This window comes from Pseudomonas sp. 1176_21, from assembly GCF_052850635.1.
Map to the genome: position 1 here is coordinate 563,833 of NZ_VXCV01000001.1, position 17,416 is coordinate 581,248.

The 17,416-nt window shown below is 68.1% G+C and carries 20 protein-coding genes and 1 riboswitch; of the genes, 12 read left to right on the forward strand and 8 right to left on the reverse strand.

The window, feature by feature from the left end; translation table 11 throughout:
• Window positions 1-77: 77 nt before the first annotated feature.
• From FW760_RS02820 to alkB, 8 genes are all read right to left on the reverse strand, one after another.
• Window positions 78-998, reverse strand: a complete 921-nt coding sequence (locus FW760_RS02820; RefSeq protein WP_043860032.1) for a DUF72 domain-containing protein — start codon at window positions 996-998, stop codon at window positions 78-80.
• Window positions 995-1,654: a glycosyltransferase gene (locus FW760_RS02825; RefSeq protein WP_043860031.1), complete on the reverse strand. Its 660-nt coding sequence runs from the start codon at window positions 1,652-1,654 to the stop codon at window positions 995-997. The genes FW760_RS02820 and FW760_RS02825 overlap by 4 nt, the downstream gene beginning before the upstream one ends.
• Window positions 1,651-2,250: a class I SAM-dependent methyltransferase gene (locus FW760_RS02830; protein WP_054914437.1), complete on the reverse strand. Its 600-nt coding sequence runs from the start codon at window positions 2,248-2,250 to the stop codon at window positions 1,651-1,653. Before FW760_RS02830 ends, FW760_RS02825 begins: the two co-directional genes overlap by 4 nt.
• Window positions 2,251-2,261: 11 nt before the next feature.
• The gene (locus tag FW760_RS02835; RefSeq protein WP_088515078.1) at window positions 2,262-3,023 is read right to left on the reverse strand and encodes a PIG-L deacetylase family protein; all 762 of its coding nucleotides are present in this window, start codon (window positions 3,021-3,023) and stop codon (window positions 2,262-2,264) included.
• A complete protein-coding gene (locus tag FW760_RS02840) occupies window positions 3,020-4,063 on the reverse strand; it encodes a hypothetical protein (protein ID WP_054914439.1) in 1,044 nt (347 codons plus the stop codon). The genes FW760_RS02835 and FW760_RS02840 overlap by 4 nt, the downstream gene beginning before the upstream one ends.
• Window positions 4,060-4,332, reverse strand: coding sequence for a hypothetical protein (locus FW760_RS02845; protein WP_078481216.1), 273 nt, complete (start codon window positions 4,330-4,332; stop codon window positions 4,060-4,062). The genes FW760_RS02840 and FW760_RS02845 overlap by 4 nt, the downstream gene beginning before the upstream one ends.
• On the reverse strand, window positions 4,329-6,836 hold the full coding sequence (gene ligD, locus FW760_RS02850) for a DNA ligase D (RefSeq protein ID WP_446443566.1): 2,508 nt from the start codon (window positions 6,834-6,836) through the stop codon (window positions 4,329-4,331). The genes FW760_RS02845 and ligD overlap by 4 nt, the downstream gene beginning before the upstream one ends.
• Before the next feature lie 61 nt (window positions 6,837-6,897).
• Window positions 6,898-7,563 carry a DNA oxidative demethylase AlkB gene (gene alkB / locus FW760_RS02855; protein WP_054914441.1) on the reverse strand — a complete coding sequence of 222 codons (666 nt, stop codon included), beginning with the start codon at window positions 7,561-7,563 and terminating at the stop codon, window positions 6,898-6,900.
• Between the two features lie 111 nt (window positions 7,564-7,674).
• Here alkB and FW760_RS02860 point away from each other — a divergent pair, with 111 nt between their 5' ends.
• The 12 genes from FW760_RS02860 to FW760_RS02915 all read left to right on the forward strand — a co-directional run bounded on the left by FW760_RS02860 (window position 7,675) and on the right by FW760_RS02915 (window position 17,400).
• The gene (locus tag FW760_RS02860) at window positions 7,675-8,076 is read left to right on the forward strand and encodes a hypothetical protein (protein WP_054914649.1); all 402 of its coding nucleotides are present in this window, start codon (window positions 7,675-7,677) and stop codon (window positions 8,074-8,076) included.
• Window positions 8,077-8,221: 145 nt separating this feature from the next.
• Complete coding sequence (locus tag FW760_RS02865) at window positions 8,222-9,058, forward strand: urease accessory protein UreD (protein WP_446443567.1); 837 nt, start codon at window positions 8,222-8,224, stop codon at window positions 9,056-9,058.
• Window positions 9,059-9,069: 11 nt separating this feature from the next.
• Window positions 9,070-9,372, forward strand: coding sequence for an urease subunit gamma (locus FW760_RS02870; RefSeq protein ID WP_043859641.1), 303 nt, complete (start codon window positions 9,070-9,072; stop codon window positions 9,370-9,372).
• 18 nt (window positions 9,373-9,390) lie between these two features.
• Complete coding sequence (locus FW760_RS02875) at window positions 9,391-9,708, forward strand: urease subunit beta (RefSeq protein ID WP_054914443.1); 318 nt, start codon at window positions 9,391-9,393, stop codon at window positions 9,706-9,708.
• Entirely contained in the window at window positions 9,705-11,408 is a 1,704-nt protein-coding gene (gene ureC, locus FW760_RS02880) for an urease subunit alpha (protein WP_088515075.1), read from the forward strand. The genes FW760_RS02875 and ureC overlap by 4 nt, the downstream gene beginning before the upstream one ends.
• A gap of 9 nt (window positions 11,409-11,417) precedes the next feature.
• Entirely contained in the window at window positions 11,418-11,903 is a 486-nt protein-coding gene (gene ureE, locus FW760_RS02885) for an urease accessory protein UreE (RefSeq protein ID WP_043859638.1), read from the forward strand.
• 20 nt (window positions 11,904-11,923) lie between these two features.
• Entirely contained in the window at window positions 11,924-12,469 is a 546-nt protein-coding gene (locus tag FW760_RS02890) for a HupE/UreJ family protein (RefSeq protein ID WP_058540237.1), read from the forward strand.
• Window positions 12,469-13,143, forward strand: coding sequence for an urease accessory protein UreF (locus tag FW760_RS02895; RefSeq protein ID WP_054914445.1), 675 nt, complete (start codon window positions 12,469-12,471; stop codon window positions 13,141-13,143). Before FW760_RS02890 ends, FW760_RS02895 begins: the two co-directional genes overlap by 1 nt.
• Window positions 13,144-13,153: 10 nt before the next feature.
• A complete protein-coding gene (gene ureG, locus FW760_RS02900; RefSeq protein WP_043860582.1) occupies window positions 13,154-13,780 on the forward strand; it encodes an urease accessory protein UreG in 627 nt (208 codons plus the stop codon).
• Between the two features lie 126 nt (window positions 13,781-13,906).
• A riboswitch (TPP riboswitch) is annotated at window positions 13,907-14,022 on the forward strand.
• A gap of 32 nt (window positions 14,023-14,054) precedes the next feature.
• The gene (locus tag FW760_RS02905) at window positions 14,055-14,705 is read left to right on the forward strand and encodes a TenA family protein (RefSeq protein WP_054914446.1); all 651 of its coding nucleotides are present in this window, start codon (window positions 14,055-14,057) and stop codon (window positions 14,703-14,705) included.
• A 3-nt stretch (window positions 14,706-14,708) separates the two neighbouring features.
• The gene (locus FW760_RS02910) at window positions 14,709-15,368 is read left to right on the forward strand and encodes a TenA family protein (protein WP_043860584.1); all 660 of its coding nucleotides are present in this window, start codon (window positions 14,709-14,711) and stop codon (window positions 15,366-15,368) included.
• Between the two features lie 127 nt (window positions 15,369-15,495).
• On the forward strand, window positions 15,496-17,400 hold the full coding sequence (locus FW760_RS02915; protein ID WP_446443568.1) for a M14 family metallopeptidase: 1,905 nt from the start codon (window positions 15,496-15,498) through the stop codon (window positions 17,398-17,400).
• Window positions 17,401-17,416: the final 16 nt, after the last annotated feature.

Below are 17,416 nucleotides of genomic sequence, written 5' to 3' on the forward strand. Positions count from 1 at the left end.
CGCCGGCGTTGCCGGCGAAGGGGCGCGCTGCGTTGGCCGGTGTTTCGCGGTGTCCGGTTCGCCAGCCTGGCTGGCTCCTACAGCGCAGCACCCGGTGTCGCTTCCAGGCCCTTGTCCAGCTTCAGCAGCTCCAGCAACCGTCTGGCGTCATAGGGCGCGCGCACCTTGATGTCGTTGTCGAAGTAGCAGTACACATCGCGATGCGCCGCCTTCGGCGCCGCACTCGCCGCATCGATCAACCGCGCATCCCCAGGCTGCGCCCCGCGTTTCCACGCCTGGATACGCTTTTGCCAGCCGCGCAAGGCCGCCTCTGAATAACCGCTGCTGTACAGCGCCACATCCCCATGCAGGCGCATGTACACGAAGTCGCTGGTCAAGTCCTCCACATGCGGCCACTTCTTCGCCGTGTCGGCCACCACCAGCGCTACCCGGTACTTGCGCAGCAACGCCACGAACGCCGGATCCAGAAAGCTCTCGTGACGCACCTCCACTGCATGGCGCACCACCTGCCGGTCGGCGCCCTCCAGGTAACCCGCACGCTGCATCCGCTCGGCACACTGCGCGGCCAGGGCCTTGGCCTGCTTGCCGGTGTGCGGCAGGCGCGCCAGAAACGCATCGAACAACCCCTCGTCAAAACGCATGTTCGGCGGGAACTGCCACAAGGTCGGCCCCAGCTTGCTGCCCAGCGACAGGGGGCCGGAAGCATAGAAGTTGGCCAGCGGTTCGTCGATCTCGCGCAGGCGCTTCACGTGGGTGATGAAGCGCGGCGCCTTGACGCTGAACACGAAGCCTGGCGGCGTTTCGGCCGCCCAGCCGGCGAAACGCTCGGGACGTTGCAGCGCATAGAAGGTGCCGTTGATCTCGATGCTGTTGACCGCCCGCGAGGCGAAGTGCAGCTCGTCCTTCTGGCGCAGGCCCTCGGGGTAGAAGTCGCCCCGCCACGGCACATAGCGCCAGCCCGAGATGCCGATGTGCACCTGCGCCGCGCCACGGCTCACGGGGTAGCCGCCAGGGTGGTGAGGAAGTCGCCGAAGCCGCCCCGCGCCCGGCAGTCGCCACGGCTGCTGGTGGATACGCTGTTGCGTGCCGTCCACACGATGCGCGCGCCGCTCAGTTCAAGGTCGCTGATCAGTTGCACGTCTTCGTCCAGCGGCACGGGGCGGAACCCGCCGACCCGCTGGTAGGCCCTGGCGCAGATGCCCAGGTTGGCGCCATGGATGTGCCGGTGGTCCTCGCGGGCCTGGTAGTGGGCCAGGTAACGCGCCTGCAACGCCGCATCCTGGTGCGCCTGCCATTGCTCCACGTGCACCGTGCCGCACACGGCGTCGGCGGCGCAGTCCAGCTGGCACACCAGCCAGTCGGCCGGCACGCAGCTGTCGGCGTCGGTGCAGGCCAGCCAGCGCGCGCCGCGCTCGAGCATCCAGCTGGCGCCGGCACGCCGGGCGTAGCCCACGTTGCGCGCAGTGACCTGCAGGGTGTGCACGCCGTGCGCCAGGGCAATGGCTTGGCTGGCATCGCTGCACTGGTCGAGCACCACCACGATCTCTACGCGCTCGCCAAGGGCCTCGGCCTGCGCCGCCGCCTGCCCGAGGGCGCGCAGGCAGGCCGGCAGGTACTGTTCTTCGTTATGCGCGGGGACGATCACGCCGATCATAGGCAAGGCTCCTGCAGGTCAATGGCACACGGCTGGCAACACCAGTATTCGAGCAGGAAGTCGGCTTCCTCGTGGCGCACGGCGCGGTACAGCGGCAGGCGCTGATCGAGCAGGGCGTGTACCTGGCGGCCATCCTGCGGGCAGCCGTCGATGGGGTGCAGCCAGTGGCAGGCCAGCAGCGCACCGCCAGGGCTCAGGCTGGCCACGGCCTGTTCGATCACCTGCAGCCACTGCGCGGGGTCGAGGTAGTAGCCGATCTCGCTGAGCACGATCAGGTCGAACTCGCCCCCCGGCCAGTCGCCGGGCAGGTGGCCCTGGCTCACACTGGCCTGGGGGCAGGCTGCCAGGCGCCGGCGCGCAAGCTCCACGGCAGTGGCATTGAGGTCCTGGCACAGCAGGGCCTCGGTGCGCTCGGCCAGCGCTGCACTGAGCTCGCCGTTGGCGCAGGCGGGCTCGAAGATGCGCGTGTAGTACTGGCGCGGCAGGCAGGCCAGGGTCAGGTCGCGCTTGCGCTTCTCGTACCAGCGGGTCCGAAAGGCCCAGGGGTCTTCATCGTGCTCGAACAGCTGTTCGAAATACTGCGGCGATACGCTCATGGAAACACCCGTCATAGAAACAGCAGTTCGAAAGGTTGCAGAAGGCGTTGCAGGGTGGTCTGGCTCAACACCGGTGGCTGCTCGCCATCGGCATGGAGCTGGCTGGCATGCGCGGCGATGGCGGCGCGCTTGCGCGCAAGTTGCTGCGGGCTGAGCGCCAGCTTGCGCGCACGGCGCCACGGCAGGCGCGGGTCGTCCGGCCGGGCCCAGTGCCAGGCCCAGATCGGCACCTCGATCAGCTGCGCGCCCACGGTCTGCGCCGCCTGTGCGCTGGCACGGCCCACGGCCTCGTGGTCGCAGTGGCCGTCCAGGCGCCAGGTGCTCAGCACCCGGTCGTCGGGGCGCAGGCAGCGCACCAGCGCATGGGCCAGCTGCGCTTCGTGCGCGGCCACGCCACTGTCGGCCAGGTGCAGGCGCTGCCAGGCCACCCGGTCGACGTCCAGCCCCAGCGCGGCCAGGGCTGCGCGGCTTTCCAGGGGGCGCTGCACGCGCAGGCGCTCGCCTGGCCAGGCGAGCGAGCCGGGGTGGCTGCCTTCGCCATCGGTCACCGACACCAGCAGCAACGCCTGCTCACGGCCGCAGAAGGTCGACAGCAGGCCACCGCAACCGAGCACCTCGTCATCCGGGTGGGGCGCCACCACCACCAGGCGCGCACCGGGGGGCAGCAGCTCATCGGCCTGCACCGTGGCGACCTGGGCCAGGGCGCTGGACGCCTGCCACAGCGACAATGGCGTGCCGCTGCCGGCTGCCTTGATCGGGTTGTCGACGCTCATAGCTGCCACCCGCCGGCTTCACGCCCGGCCAGTTGCCGGCCCAGTTCGGCCAGGTCGCGCTCGGCGTGGCTCTGGCGCAGGAACACCGGCAGGTCGGCGCTGAGCCGGGCGAAGTGGCTGTTGCGGCAGAACGGGGTGGCACCCAGGGCGCGGCCCACGTGGGTCAGCACCAGGGTGGCGGCGTATTCGACCTGGGCACGCACCCGGCGTACGGCGAACTGGGCATCGGCCTGGGGCTGTGCGTCGATCTGTGCGGCGCACTCGCGCAGGGCTGCAGCGGCGCCGCACAGGGCAGCGTCCACCGCGCCCAGGTGGGCGTCGGCGTGGGGGTCGGGGCGTGGCTGGCGGCAGTGTTCGCGCAGGTAGTCGGCCAGGGCCTCGGCGGCGCCGTACCAGCAGGCGGCGATGCCGGCGCCGCCGTGCCAGAAGCCGGGGCGACTGAGGTACTGGCCAGGGCCACCCACCAGGTGCGCCGGGGTGTGTTCCAGTTCCAGCTCGACGCTGGCGGTAATGCCCATGCCCACCGCCTGCCAGCCGTCTGCCACCCGGTGCAGACCCGTCTCGGCAAGGTCCAGCGCCACCAGTTGCGGCTGTTCGTCTTCGTCCCAGGCGGTGAGCAGGCCGTGGTCGATCTGCAGCGCGCCGGAGCACCAGGCCTTGCGCCCCTGCAGGTACACCCGCTGGTTGTCGCGAGCCACGATGCGCACCCGTGCACTGGGCGGCTCGGCCGCCCACACGCCCCAGATCCCGTTGCCGGCCAGGTGCGCCCCGGCGCATTCGGCGAGTATCGCCAGGGCATCGGTATGCCCTTCATACAGCTTGGCCAGGGCCAGGTCGGCGCCGGCCACCCGCGCCAGGGTCTGCCAGCGCTGCAGCGTCTGGCCCTGGCCGGGCAACGGCAGGCGTTCCAGGCCGGCTGCCTGCAGGGCCTGCATCAGTTCGAGCAGCTGGCTGTCCAGGTTCAGCGGTTGCGGGCGCTCGGCGAACTGGCGCAGCAGGGTGTCCAGGCGGCCCAGGTCGAAGGTTTGAACAATGCTCATGAGGCGGACTCCTTGGGGCACGCAGCGTGGGTCGAGGTATTCTTTTTCAGGCCGCGCAGGTTCATGGCGCACAGGCAGAACTGCAGCACGATCAATGCCCAGGCCTCGGTCTGCCAGCCCCACACCACCCACAGCAGGTTGCTGGCCATGAAGCAGCAGAAGCCGATGCGCCGCCGACGCGGCTGACGCGAGCCGATCCACCAGGCTGCCACCAGGGTGAGCAGCATGGCCGGCCACTGCAGCAGGTCGATCCAGTCCAGGCCCTTCATGCCACGCCCATGCGCTTGCGCAGCGCCACGGTGAGCGACTGGCGGGTCTTGTCGTAGTCGGCCCAGGGGTCGTCGCCATTGGCCAGGCGCTCGCCCAGGTTGTGCAGGTTCCACTGGTTGGCGCCCTTGAGTTCGGTGAGCTCTTCGCGGCGTATCGGTACCGACACCGGCAGCCCTTCGCGGGCGCGCAGCGAATAGGCGCACACGGTGGTGGCGCCACGGGCGTTGCGCAGGTAGTCGATGAAGATGCGCCCCACGCGGTTCTTCGGCCCCGAAACGGCGGACAGCCGGTCGGGGAACAACCCGGCCATGTGGGTGACGATGGCATGGCTGAACGCCTTGACCTCGTCCCAGCCGGCACGCCGGGTCAGCGGCACCACCACATGCATGCCCTTGCCGCCACTGGTTTTCAGAAACGCCTGCAGGCCCAGTTCGTCGAGCAGTGCCAGGGTCAGCTGGGTCGCTTCGACCATCGCCTTCCAGGGCAATGCCGGGTCGGGGTCGAGGTCGAGCACGAAACGGTCGGGTTTGTCGAAGTCCCTGGCGGTGGCGTTCCAGGTGTGCAGTTCCAGGGTGTTCATCTGTACCGCGCCCAGCAGGGTGTCGGCGCGGTCGATGATCATCACTGCCTGGCCGGCCTCGGCCTTGTCGTGACTCTCCAGGCCCGGGATGTTCAGCTGGGCGGCGTTCTTCTGGAAGAACAGCTCGCCGCTCAGGCCCTCCGGTGCGCGCACCAGCGCCACGGGGCGACGCTTGAGGTGCGGCAGGATCCATTCGGCGACCTGGGCGTAGTACTCGGCCACCTGGCGTTTGTCGGTGCCGCTGCTGGCATCGATCACCCGGTCGGGGTGGGTGATGCGCAGGGTGTTGTCGGAGGCTTTGCGGTTAGGCGCTTTCACGGGTTTCTCCAGGCCGATGGCGCGGGCCGGCTTGTCTTCGCGCAGGCCATGGAACACCGAATGGCGTACCACCCCTTCGCGGGTCATCTGGGCGTAGGCCACCTCGGCCAGCAGCTGTGGCCTGAGCCAGTGCACGCCGCGGGCTTCGGCGCCGGTGGGTGGGTTGGCGACCGCGGGCTTTTTCACCTCGAGCGGGGTGAGACGCTGGAGCAGGCTCTGCAGGGTGGCGGTATTGAAGCCGGTGCCGACCTTGCCGGCGTAGCGCAGCTGGCCGCTGTCGGCGTCGTGCACCCCCAGCAGCAGGGCGCCGAAGGCGGCGCGGCTGCCCTTGGGTTCGGTGAAGCCGACGATCACGAATTCCTGGCGCTGCTTGCACTTGAGCTTGATCCAGTCGTGACTGCGCCGCGATACATAGAGGCTGTCGGCACGTTTGCCGATCAGGCCCTCCATCTGCATCTGGCAGGCGCTGGCCAGCAGGGACTCGGGGGCTTCGTCGAAATCGGCACTCAAACGCAGGCGTTGTTCGTCGGCCGGTTCAAGCACGGCCGCCAGGGCGGCGCGCCGCTCCTGCAACGGGCATTGGCGCAGGTCCATGCCATTGAGGTAGGGCAGGTCGAACAGGTAGTAGACGATGTTGGCATCGGTGTCGCTGTCGAAGGCGTTCTGCAGGGCCTGGAAGTCGGCGATACCCTCGGCGTTGGCCACCACCACTTCGCCATCCAGCCAGGCCGAGCTCAGCCCCAGGCCGGCCAGGGCCTTGGCCTGCAGCGGCATGCGCGTGGTCCAGTCGTGGCCGTTGCGGGTGAACAGGCGCACGTCGTCGCCGTCGATGCGCGCCAGGATGCGGTAGCCGTCGAACTTGACCTCGTAGCGCCAGTCGCCTTGCGGCGGGGTTTCCACCAGGGTGGCCAGTTGCGGCGTGAGGGCGGCGGGCAGGGTGGCCTTCCTGGCCGCACTCAGTGTGCCGGCCCTGGCTGGGCGGCGAGGCGGGGGTGCGGCCTTGGGCTTGTCCTTGTCCTTGTCTTTGCCCTTGCCCTTGGTGCGCGGGATCAGGCTGCGCTCGCTGAGCACGCTGTCGGGCTGGGCCTGCAGCACGTCGTAGTCGGCCTCGGCGCGGGCAGCCTCGTCGTCGGACTTGACCAGCATCCACTGTTCCTTCTTGCCGCCAAGGCGGGTGCGAAACAGATGCCAGGTGCCGTTCAGCTTTTCGCCCTGCAGGCGAAAGCGCAGCTTGCCGCTGGCATAGCCCTGGGCCGGGTCGCCCTCGGGCAGCCACACGCCGCGGTCCCACACGATCACTTCGCCCGCACCGTAATGGCCTGCGGGGATGCTGCCCTCGAAGCTGGCGTAGTCCAGCGGGTGGTCTTCGACGTGGACGGCCAGGCGCTTGACCTTGGGGTCCAGTGACGGGCCCTTGGGGATGGCCCAGCTCTTGAGGGTGCCGTTCAGCTCCAGGCGAAAGTCGTAATGCAGGTGGCTGGCGTCGTGCTTCTGGATGCAGAACTGCAATGCCTGCGCGCGCGCACCGCGGCGGGCCTTGCCGGCCGGCTCCGGGGTGGCGTCGAAGTTGCGCTTGCGCTGGTATTCCTGCAGTGGCTTGGCCATTGCCGTGCTCCATCGTTCATACAAACCCTATGAAGTGGGAGAGGCGCAGACCGGCGGGAGTTCAATCGGGTTGACCGGCCTTGCGCAGGGTCAGGTTGATGCGGCGGGCGCCCAGCAGTGGGTGCTCGCCGTCCTTGAGCGGGTTGACCCCGTGAAAGCGCAGGCGATCCTCGCCGCCCCAGACCATCACGTCGCCGTGCTGCAGGCCGACCTTGCGGGTGGGCTCGCTGCGGGTGTGCCCGCCGAACAGGAACACCGCCGGCAGGCCCAGCGAGATCGACACGATGGGCTGGCTGAAGTCGCGTTCGTTGCGGTCCTGGTGCAGGGTGAGGCGGTTGCCGGGCTGGTAGTGGTTGATCAGGCAGGCGTCGGGCCTGAAATGGGCGAAGCCGGCTGCCTCTGCGGCGGCAGCGGCCAGCTCGGCGAGCAGCGTGGGCAGGGCAGGCCAGGGCTTGCCGGTGAGCGGGTCGAAGGGGCTGTAGCGGTAGCCCAGGCGGTCACTGACCCAGCCCAGCGGCCCGCAATTGGTGACCGCCACTTCGATGGTGCGCCCGCCGGGGGTGAGCTGGTTGCGAAACGGTGCGGCGCGCAGCACCGTGCGCAGGGCCGGCAGCAGGGGCTCGACGAGGTCCAGGGCAAAGCCTGGCAGCAGCAGCGTCTGCTTGCCGATCCATTCGGGGGCGCCGAGGGCGGGTGGGCCGAACAGGTCGAGTTCGGGTTGTTTCATGCAAGGATCTCCGGTGACGCCTTCGCCGGCAACGCCGGCGCCTGCAGGCGACGCAAACCGGGCAGGAGCCGGCGTTGCCGGCGCTGGGGCCGGTGACTATGCTTGGGCCTCATGGAGCCCATCATACCGCTGCGCCAACCCTGCCCACCCGGTGCCTGCATCTGCGAGCGCGAACGCCTGCTCGAAACGCCGGGCGCCGACCTGCGCATTCTGCGCCTGACCCGCCAGGAAGAAAACCGCCTGCTCCAACGCCTGGAAAACCTGCAGAGCCTGCCCGACCTCGAACACCTGCAGCGCCGCCTGTTCGATCAGCTTGGCATCCAGGTGCACATCGCCCCCGGCCCCAATGAAGTGCGCACCATGCGCGGTATCCGTATCGAGGTCGAAGGCCCGCCAGGGTTGTGCCGCAAGACCCGCCAGAGCATACCGGCGGCCATCCGCCGCGCCCTCGAAAAACGTCCCGAGATCGCCTACCGGCTGCTCGACGCCCATGACCTGTTTGGCCAGCAGTAACCATCGCAGGGCGTTTCCTACGCCGTGACCACGCCAATGCACAACATTGGCTCGCAACCTGCATTGCCCCAGGCATCGATAGCTGATCGATTGGTCAGACACCAGCCTTGCCGTGTCGCCACTCCATTGCCCAGGGCCGCCGTGCATGACGCTAGCTCAACGATTTATCCCCGCGCCGGTTGATCCGGCCGGCTGGAACGCCGAACTGAACCTGCGCTTCGTCGCAGGTCAGGGGCGGACCCGAATTGGTGCACGCCAGCATTTCGGCCCACTTCTGGTGCAGCGCCCGTTCTACCCCGAAGGCGACCCCTGCCATGTGTATGTGCTGCACCCCCCGGGCGGGGTGGTGGGGGGGGATCGCCTGGCCCTGAACCTGCACCTGGAGCCGGGCAGCCATGCGCTGCTGACCATGCCCGGTGCCACCAAGTTCTACCGCAGCGCCGGGCCCACCTCGGTGCTGCGCCAGCGCTTTCACCTGGCCGAGGGCAGCACCCTGGAGTGGCTGCCCCAGGACAGCATCTGCTTCCCCGGCGCGCGGGTATCGCTGCACAGCCATTTCAGCCTGGCCCCCGGCGCGCGCCTGCTGGCCTGGGAAACCCTGTGCCTGGGCCGCCCGGTAATGGGCGAGGCCTTCAGCCATGGCGCCGTGGACAGCCGGCTGCAGGTGGACATGCCCGACGACCCCGGCCTGCACGAGCGCCTGCACCTGCAGGGTGGGCACCTGCACAAGCTGGGCGGCCACCCGCTGCTGGCCACCTTCTGCGCCGCCCCGGCCAACGAGCAACTGCTTGAACAGGTACGCGAACTGATCCACCCGCTGCCGGTGCCCGCCGGCGCCACGCTGCTTGGCCAGCTGCTGGTGGTGCGCCTGCTCGACCACGACAACCAACGCCTGCAATCCACCCTGCAGCGGCTGTGGCGCGCCCTGCGACCGACCGTCGTCGGCTTGCCGCCATGCCCGCCGCGCATCTGGGCCACTTGAGAGACCGCACCATGGAGCTGACCCCGAGAGAGAAAGACAAACTGCTGCTGTTCACCGCCGCGTTGCTCGCCGAGCGCCGCCTGGCCCGTGGGCTGAAGCTCAACTACCCCGAGGCGGTGGCGCTGATCAGTGCCAGCGTGATGGAAGGTGCCCGCGACGGGCGCACGGTGGCCGAGCTGATGAGCCTGGGCCGCGAAGTGCTCGGGCGTGACCAGGTGATGGAAGGCGTCAGCGAGATGATCCACGACGTGCAGGTGGAAGCGACCTTTCCCGACGGGACCAAGCTGGTCACCGTCCACGACCCTATCGTCTGACCTGCCCAGGAGCAGCCCATGATTCCCGGAGAAATACAGGTCGCCGACGGCGACATCGAACTCAACGCCGGTCGCGCCACGATCAGCGTCAGCGTGGCCAACCATGGCGACCGGCCGATCCAGGTCGGCTCGCACTATCACTTCTACGAGGTCAACGCCTTTCTGGTGTTCGAGCGCGAGGCCACCCGCGGCTTTCGCCTGGACATCGCCGCCGGCACTGCCGTGCGCTTCGAACCCGGCCAGGCGCGCACCGTCAACCTGGTGGCCTATGCCGGCAAGCGCGAGGTGTATGGCTTCCAGGGCCGGGTGATGGGCAAGCTGGAGGCCGTGGCATGAGCCGTATTTCCCGGCGTGCCTATGCCGACATGTTCGGCCCCACCGTGGGCGACCGCGTGCGCCTGGCCGACACCGAGCTGTGGGTGGAGGTCGAGCAGGACTTCACGGTCTACGGTGAAGAGGTCAAGTTCGGCGGCGGCAAGGTGATCCGCGACGGCATGGGCCAGGGCCAGATGCTGGCCGCCGAGGCCATGGACCTGGTGCTGACCAACGCCCTGATCATCGACCACTGGGGCATCGTCAAGGCCGATATCGGCGTGAAGAACGGGCGCATCTTCGGCATCGGCAAGGCCGGCAACCCCGACGTGCAGCCCGGCGTGACCCTGGCGGTGGGGCCGGGCACCGAGGTGATCGCCGCCGAGGGCAAGATCGTCACCGCCGGCGGCATCGACTCGCACATTCATTTCATCTGCCCGCAGCAGGTCGACGAGGCGCTGGTGTCGGGCATCACCACCTTCATCGGCGGCGGCACCGGGCCGGCCACCGGCACCAACGCCACCACCTGCACCTCGGGCACCTGGTACCTGGCGCGCATGCTCCAGGCCGCCGACGAACTGCCGATCAACATCGGCCTGCTGGGCAAGGGCAATGCCTCGCAGCCCCAGGCCCTGCGCGAGCAGATCGAGGCCGGGGCGGTGGGGCTCAAGCTGCACGAAGACTGGGGCTCGACCCCGGCGGCCATCGACTGTTGCCTGGGCGTGGCCGAGGCGATGGACGTGCAGGTGGCGCTGCACAGCGACACCCTCAACGAAAGCGGCTGCATCGAAGACACCCTGGCCGCCATCGGCGACCGCACCATTCACACCTTCCATACCGAGGGCGCGGGCGGCGGGCATGCGCCGGACATCATCCGTGCGGCGGGTTACGCCAACGTGCTGCCGTCCTCCACCAACCCGACCCTGCCGTACACCGTCAACACCGTGGACGAGCACCTGGACATGCTGATGGTGTGCCACCACCTGGACACCAGCATCCCCGAGGACGTGGCCTTCGCCGAGTCGCGCATCCGCCGCGAGACGATTGCCGCCGAAGACATCCTGCACGACATCGGCGCGTTCTCGATGACCTCGTCCGACTCCCAGGCCATGGGCCGGGTGGGCGAGGTGGTGCTGCGCACCTGGCAGGTGGCGCACCAGATGAAACTGCGCCGCGGCCCGTTGGCGCCTGACACCGCGCGCAGCGACAACTTCCGGGTCAAGCGCTACATCGCCAAGTACACCATCAACCCGGCGCTGACCCATGGCATCGCCCATGAAGTCGGTTCGCTGGAGGCCGGCAAGCTGGCCGACCTGGTGCTGTGGTCGCCGGCGTTCTTCGGGGTCAAGCCCGCACTGGTGGTCAAGGGCGGGATGATCGTGATGGCGCCGATGGGCGACATCAACGGCTCGATCCCCACGCCGCAGCCGGTGCACTACCGGCCGATGTTCGGCGCCCTGGGCCAGGCGCGCAACGCCACGCGCATGACGTTCCTGTCCCAGGCCGCGGTGGAGCGTGGCGTTCACCATGAACTGCGCCTGCGCAGCCTGATCGGCGTGGCCCGGGGCTGTCGCACGGTGCGCAAGGCCGACATGCTGCACAACGGGCTGATGCCCACCATCGAAGTGGATTCACAAACCTATGAGGTACGCGCCGACGGCGAGCTGCTGGTGTGCGAGCCGGCCAGCGTGCTGCCGATGGCGCAGCGTTATTTTCTGTTTTGAGGAGCGAGCATGATCCTGTTGACGCAACGCCTGAACCAGGCCGCACACATCGGCGCCACTGCCACCCTGAGCCTGGATACGCGCATCAAGAGCCGCGTGCGCATCACCCTGGATGACGGGCGCGAGGCCGGGCTGATGCTCGAACGCGGCCAGCTGATTCGCGGCGGCGAGCTGCTGGCCGACGCCCAGGGGCGTGAGGTGATTCGCGTGCTGGCGGCGCCGGAGCAGGTTTCGACGGTGCGCTGCGCCGACCCGCTGGCGCTGGCCCGCGCCGCCTATCACCTGGGCAATCGGCATGTGCCGTTGCAGATCGAGCGCGATTTCGTGCGGTACCAGCACGACCATGTGCTGGACGACATGGTGCGTGGCTTCGGCCTTGAGGTGACGGTGGAGCAGGCGCCGTTCGAGCCCGAGGCCGGCGCCTACCAGAGCGCGCCGCACAGCCACAGCCACAACGATCACCCCTTTGTTCGCGTGCCTGGCCACGCCCACTGATTTCGACATGGAGTTGCACGATGAAAAAGACCCTCGCGTTTGCCTTGCTGCTGATTGCCGTCCCTGCGTTCGCCCACCCCGGCCACGACAGCAACCCCCTGCAGGACGGGTTGCTGCACCCGCTCACCGGGCTTGACCACCTGCTGATGCTGCTGGGCACCGGGGTGCTGGCCGCCCTGACCGGGCGCACCCTGGCGCTGCCGCTGGCCACGCTGGCGGCGATGTTCGGCGGCGCGCTGATGGGCCATCTGTTCGGGGGCGTGATCGGCATGGAGAGCATGATCATCGGCTCGCTGCTGGTGGCCGCCGCGGCGCTGCTGCTGCCCAGCCGCCAGGTGCTGCTGGCGCTGGTCATGCCGGTGTTCGCGCTGTTTCACGGCTGGGCCCACGGCGTCGAAGCCAGCCCGGGCGCGTTCTGGGTGTTCAGCGCAGGCTTTGTCGCGGTCAGCGGCCTGTTGCTGCTGGCAGGCTATGGCGCCGGGCGCCTGTTGCGCCGTCACCCTGGGCTGCAGAAGGCCTGTGGCGGCGGCCTGCTGGCCGGTGCCGCCCTGGTGCTGGCCGGCTGATGAGCGCCAACCTGCAGTTGCTGCGCCTGCTGCAGCTGGTCAGCGCCAACCTGCCGGTGGGGGGCTTCACCTATTCCCAGGGGTTGGAGTGGGCGGTGGAGGCGGGCTGGGTGACGGGGGCCGACGGCTTTGGCGCCTGGCAGCGCGAGCAGTTGCACGACACCCTCGGCCACCTCGACTGGCCGCTGCTGCAACGGCTGTACAGCGCGTGCCGCGCGCAAGATGCCGATGCGTTCGCCCACTGGAGCAGCTTTTTGCTGGCCAACCGCGAAACCGCCGAGCTGCGCCTGGAGGAACGCCAGCGTGGCAAGGCCCTGGCGCGCCTGCTCGATGGCTGGCAGCTGTGTCAGGCGCCGGCCTGGCGCAGCAGCGTCGAGCTGAGCCAGCTGGGCGGCATGGCCTGGCTGGCCGTGCACTGGCAGATCCCGCTGCGTGAGCTGGCCCTGGGGCATGGCTTTGCCTGGCTGGAAGGGGCGGTGATGGCCGGGGTCAAGCTGGTGCCGTTCGGTCAGCAGGCGGCCCAGACCCTGCTGCGCGAGTTGTGCGAGGAGCTGCCTGCGGTACTGGAGTGGGCGCTGGACGTACCTGATGAACACCTGGGCGGCGGCCTGCCGTTGCTGGCGATTGCCTCTGCCCGCCATGAAACCCAATACACCCGATTGTTCCGATCCTGAGGAAACTGCCATGCAAAGCTACCAGCAACCCCTGCGCGTCGGTGTCGGCGGCCCGGTCGGCTCCGGCAAGACCGCGCTGCTCGAAGCGCTGTGCAAGGCCATGCGCGATGACTACCAGATTGCCGTGGTCACCAACGACATCTACACCAAGGAAGACCAGCGCATCCTTACCGAAGCCGGCGCGCTCGAACCCGAGCGCATCGTCGGCGTGGAGACCGGCGGCTGCCCGCATACCGCGATCCGTGAAGATGCCTCGATGAACCTGGCGGCGGTGGAGGATCTGGCGCGCAAGTTCGGCAACCTGGAAGTGATCTTCGTCGAGAGTGGCGGTGACAACCTGAGTGCCACCTTCAGCCCGGAGCTGGCCGACCTGACGATCTACGTGATCGACGTGGCCGAAGGCGAGAAGATCCCGCGCAAGGGCGGGCCGGGGATCACCAAGTCGGATTTTCTGGTGATCAACAAGATCGACCTGGCGCCCTATGTGGGTGCGTCGCTGGAGGTGATGGAAAAGGACACCCGGCGCATGCGGCCCGAGCGGCCGTGGACGTTCAGCAACCTGAAGACGGGGCAGGGTTTGCAGGCGGTGATCGGGTTCATTGTCGAGCGGGGGATGTTGAAACCGGTTTCGGTGTGAATGCCTATCGCGGGTCAAGCCCGCTCCCACAAGGACGGCACCAGCTCCTGTGGGAGCGGGCTTGACCCGCGATGGCATCGATGCGGTGCCTGCGCATTGCACATTGCCCACATCGCTGTATACAGTGTGCGCACCAAGGGGAGCCCCGGCAACGGGCTGAGAAACCGCTGGCATCTGCAGCGCGGTGACCCTTCGAACCTGATCCGGATCATGCCGGCGAAGGGATGGGATCTAGCGCCTGCCTTCTTTGCCGGTCTCACTGCGAGGCCGCTCCATGACTGCCCCACGTTTCACCGAACACCTGCGCAAACAAAGCGAACCCACCTGGTCGGCCGCCGTCGGCCACCGTTTCGTCACCCAGCTGTGCGACGGCAGCCTGCCGGACCCGGTGATGGTGCGTTACCTGGTGCAGGACCATCGCTTCATCGACAGCTTCCTGACCCTGCTCGGCGCGGCCATTGCCACCGCCGACACCTTCGATGCGCGCCTGCGCCTGGCGCGTTTCGCCGGCATGATCGCCAGCGATGAAAACACCTATTTCCTGCGCGCCTTTGAGGCACTGGGCGTGAGCGAGGCGCAACGTACCGCGCCGGCCGACACACAGCCCACGGCCGGCTTCAAGGCGATCATGCGCCAGGCGGCGGCCACCCGATCCTATGCGGCGGTGCTGGCGGTGCTCAACGTGGCCGAGGGCCTGTACCTGGACTGGGCGCTCAAGGCGCCCAGGCCGCTGCCGGACAACTTCGTGCACGCCGAGTGGATCACCTTGCACGACAACCCGGCCTTCGCCGACTTCGTTGCGTTCCTGGGCGCCGAACTCGACCGTGTGGGCCCCCAGGAAGAGGCGCTGAGCACCGATTTCTTCTTGCGTGCCGTGGCGCTGGAGCTTGAGTTTTTCGATGCCGTGTACCCACAGGGGGAGTGAACGATGGATATTTTCGACCGTTTGAAAGCTGCTGCACCGACCGAGTGGGCCAGTTACGTGGACCACAGCTTCGTGCGCCAGATGGGCCAGGGCAGCTTGCCCGAAACGGCGTTTCGTACCTACCTGGTGCAGGATTACCTGTTCCTGATCCAGTTCGCGCGGGCCTGGGCGCTGGCCGCGTACAAGAGCCGCCGGCCTTCGGACATCCGTGCCGCCCAGGCGGGGCTTGCTGCGATTCTGGACGAGACCGACCTGCATGTACGCCTGTGCGCGCGCTGGGGCTTGTCCAAGGCTGACATCGAGGCCGCGCCGGAGCACCAGGCCACCGTGGCCTATACGCGCTTCGTGCTCGATTGCGGCGCGGCGGGCGACTTGCTGGACCTGCATGTGGCGCTGTCGCCCTGTGTGATCGGCTACGCCGAGATCGGCCGGGCGCTGAGCCCCGACGGGGTGGCGGCGCTGGGTGATCATCCGTACCGCGAGTGGATTGGCGAGTATGCCGGGGAGGGGTATCAGGGCGTGGCTGCTGCAGCGCGCCTGCACCTGGACGAACTGGCGGCGCGCAGCATGACCGAGCAGCGCTTCACCGAGCTGGTGGCGATCTTTGCCCAGGCGTCGCGGCTGGAGGCGGATTTCTGGCAGATGGGGTTGGCGGCGCGGTAGAACGGCGTGGCGCAACGGCGCTCCCGGCACCGAGCGCCGCTCGCGCGGCGCTTCGCCGGCATCCCATCGCGGTGACATTGCCCCTTATCAGCTAAGGTTGCCTGCTTACGCATGATAAGGACCCATCATGAACGACCTGCACCCGCAGCCCCTGCTGGCCACCTTGCTGCTGCTCGGCAGCCTGCCCGCCCTTGCGGCCTTGCCCGGCGCCCCGGCCTATATCGATGACAGCGGCTACCCCGAGGCCGCCAAGCAACGCATTCTGCCGGCAATGTTCGAGCAGACCCTCACCAGTACCCGCTATATCGCGCCCGCCGGCAACCCCCTGACCACCGTGGCCGAAGCCACCGGCTTTGCCGACACCAGCACCTACGCGCAAACCCGCGACTACCTTCAGCAACTGGCATCCGCCGCCAATGGCGCCATCGTGCTCAGCGAGCTGCCGGAGAAAAGCGCCGAGGGCCACCCGATGCTGCTGGTGGTGGCCTCGCTGGAGGCCGACAAGTCACCCGCCGCGCTCAAGCGTTCGGGCAAGCCGACGCTCTTTATCGAGGCCGGTATCCACCCCGGCGAGTCCAACGGCAAGGACGCGATGTTCATGCTGCTGCGCGACATGACCATCGGCAGCAAGCCGCTGGCCGGCCTGCTGCAGAAGGTCAACATCCTGTTCATCCCCAGTGTCAACGTGGACGGCGATATCCGCCGCAGCGCCTATGGCCGAATCAACCAGAACGGCCCCCGCCAGAGTGGCTGGCGCGTGAACGGGCGCAACCTCAACCTGAACCGCGATTTCACCAAGCTCGACAGCGCCGAGATCCGCAACGTGGCCTGGGTGTTCAACACCTACGAGCTGAGCTTCTTCGCCGACACCCACTCCACCGATGGCGCGATGTACCCCTACGACAGCTCGTATTGCCATAACGGCAATGGCTGGTCGCCGGCCAGCAGCGCGTGGATGGACACGGTGATGCGTGCGCCGGTGTACCAGGCGCTGGAGGGCGAGGGGCATGTGGTGCACGAGTGCATCAGCATGAACGACAACCAGGACCCGACCCAGGGCTACTACCCGTACCGCACCGACCTGGCGCGCTTCTCCAACCAGTACGGCGATATCCGCAACGTGCCGTCGATTCTGATCGAGCAGCATGCACTGCACCCGTACCAGACCCAGGTGCTGGGCAACTACGTGATGCTCAAGACGATGTTCCAGGTGATCGGCGAGCAGGCCGCTTCGCTGCAGCAGGCCATTGCCAGTGACCGTGCCCGGCTCGCGGCCCAGCGCGAGGTGGTGCTGACCTGGAAGCCGGGCAAGGAGGAGCAGGTGGATTTCAAGGTGGGCGACTACCGCTACGAACAGTCGCCGATCACCGGTGCCAGGACGATCGTGTGGAGCAACGTGCCCAAGCCGCTGACGGTGCCGGTCACTGGCAACACCGAGCCCGACCTGGTGGTCAAGCGCCCACGCCAGTACGTGGTGCCGGCGCAGTGGGCCGAGGTGATCGCGCGGCTCAAGGCGCATGGCATCCGCATGCGCACCCTCGAGCAGCCCACGGCGATGGCGGTGACGCTGTACCGCATGGATGAGGTGAAGGTGGCCGGTGGCTTCGAGCCGGACCGTGCGGCAGCCAACGAGATTCCGGGCTATGAAGGGCATCTGCTGGTCAGTGGCGTGGCCAACCCGCTGGAGCGTATGCAGACCTTTGCGGCGGGTTCGGTGCTGATCGACGTCGACCAGCCGCTGGGCGTGCTGGCGATCAACCTGTTGCACCCGCAAAGCCCCGACTCGTTCTGGGCCTGGGGTTTCTTCAACGCGACCCTGGTGGCGGCGGAGGAGCCAGAGGAATACGTGATGGAGCCGATGGCGCGCAAGATGCTGGCCGCGAGCCCGGTACTCAAGGCCGAGTTCGAAGCCCGCCTCAAGAACGACAAGGCGTTCGCCGACAGCCCGAGTGCGCGCCTGCACTGGTTTTACCAGCGCACGCCCTTCTATGACGTGAATGCATTCGTGTACCCGGTGGGGGCCGTGTACTGAGTTAAAGGAAGCGCCA